The sequence below is a fragment of the Stieleria sp. genome, from assembly GCF_041595215.1.
GTDB classification, from domain to species: Bacteria; Planctomycetota; Planctomycetia; order Pirellulales; family Pirellulaceae; genus Stieleria; species Stieleria magnilauensis.
Map to the genome: position 1 here is coordinate 1 of NZ_JBFHKV010001420.1, position 1,754 is coordinate 1,754.

General features: G+C 62.7%; 1 protein-coding gene. It reads left to right on the forward strand.

Annotated elements, in window-relative coordinates; all coding sequences use genetic code 11:
• Positions 1-1,754 (forward strand): hypothetical protein (locus ABX749_RS31780; RefSeq protein ID WP_372899572.1); only part of this gene is annotated, 1,754 nt, incomplete at both ends.

A 1,754-nucleotide genomic window follows, 5' to 3' on the forward strand; every position in this document is an offset into this window, starting at 1 on the left:
ACCACCAGCACCCTGTCGCTGCCGGGCGGTGATTTCCTTTCGTCGGCGATCAACGACACGACGTTGACGATTCCGGTCCTCGATGCGAGTGCGTTTCCCGCGGCACCGTTTACGATCCGCATCCAAGACGAAGAGATGCGCGTCAACACTGTCAACACGATCACCAACGAGTTGACGGTGGACCAGCGGGGTGACAACGGCACGGCGGCCGCACACCACAGGAACTTCAGCGGAGTGCTGAACGTTTCCGATACCCTGTCCGTTCTCGATGCAACACCCTTCCCATCGTTCGGTGGATTCAACATTCGAATCGGCGGCGAAGACTTGCGAGTCACCAGTGTGGTTCCCAACCCCGGTGATTTCGGCGCCCAATTCTCGGTGATTCGCGGAGCCAACGGAACGTCGCCGGCCAATCACGCGTTCGGGGCCGGCGTGGCACGCGTCGACACCACGGTGGCGCTTCCCTACAACGCATCGAATCCCCAGATTCGCGCGGCAATTGCCGCACTGCCCTTCGTCGGTGGGCTGGGGAACGTGGATGTCACCGGCGGCCCGTTGAACGGTCTGGCGGTTTCGAACCCGGTCAGTGTCGAGTTCATCGGCGCACTGGCGGCCAAAGACCTGCCACTGCTGACCGCAGACGATACCGGATTGGTCGGCGACGAGATTCAACAAATCTCGCTCGATCCCCGGGTCAACGACGGCGACTTTGCGATGCGTTTCCTGGGCGCGACGACCGTGCCGGTGGCTTGGAATGCGTCGGCAAGTGACGTCCAAACGGCGCTAGAGAACCTTTCGACGATCGGTCCCGGCAACGTGATCGTCAGCGGAGCGACCCTGGCGGTCGGGCCACTGAGCATCCGATTCACCGGTGATCTGCAGGACAGCAATGTGCCGCTGATCACGGTGCCCGCGGCAACGGAAAACCTGTTGCAAAACGAAATTCAGCAGTTCAACGTCACCGGCGGACCCAACGGCGGTAACTTCACGCTGGAGCTCGCCTCCGGTCCCGTCACGGGCGTCTCGGATCCGATCGCCTGGGATGCCCCCGTGGCCGCCGTTCAGGCGGCGTTGGAAGCGGGCATTCCCGCACTCAACGGCAACATTATCGTGACCGGGACGGGCGCGCTTCCCGGCGGCACGATCAATATCGAGTTCACCGGGGCACTGGCGAGCACCGATATCGCCCAGTTCATTTTCAACAATGCACTGACCGGTGGCACATCGCCGACGATCGTCGTGACGACGGTCCAGACGACCAACGCACCGGCGCCGTCGATCGTCGAGACCCGTGCGGGGCTCAATGTCGATGTGCCGATCGCTCCCGCAACCGATGGCATCTTGAGCGTCCGCGACGCGTTGATCGGACTGCCGACCTTCAACCCGGCCGACGTCATGGCCGCCGGCGTCTTGAATCCGCCAGGAAACGGCGTGCTGTTGAACTTCGTCGGACAGTACGCGGGCGTCGATGTTTCACTGTTGGAAATCGACAACTCGTTGAACTTGCCCTCGACCGCTGCGAGCATCAGCTTGCAAGCCGCTGTCGGATCCGGAGTCGCCGGTAGCTTCATCATGGACGTTTCCGGACTCAATGGATTTGGCGCCAACGCGATCGGATTGGCGTTCTCGCCGCTGGACTTCAACCTCTGGCACCCGACCTCGCTCCGCGCCACCGACGCCGGACACGGGATCAACGAAGCCGAAGATGACACGCGGGTGCCCGGTGACATTAGCGAGGCCTACGGCACGCCGGG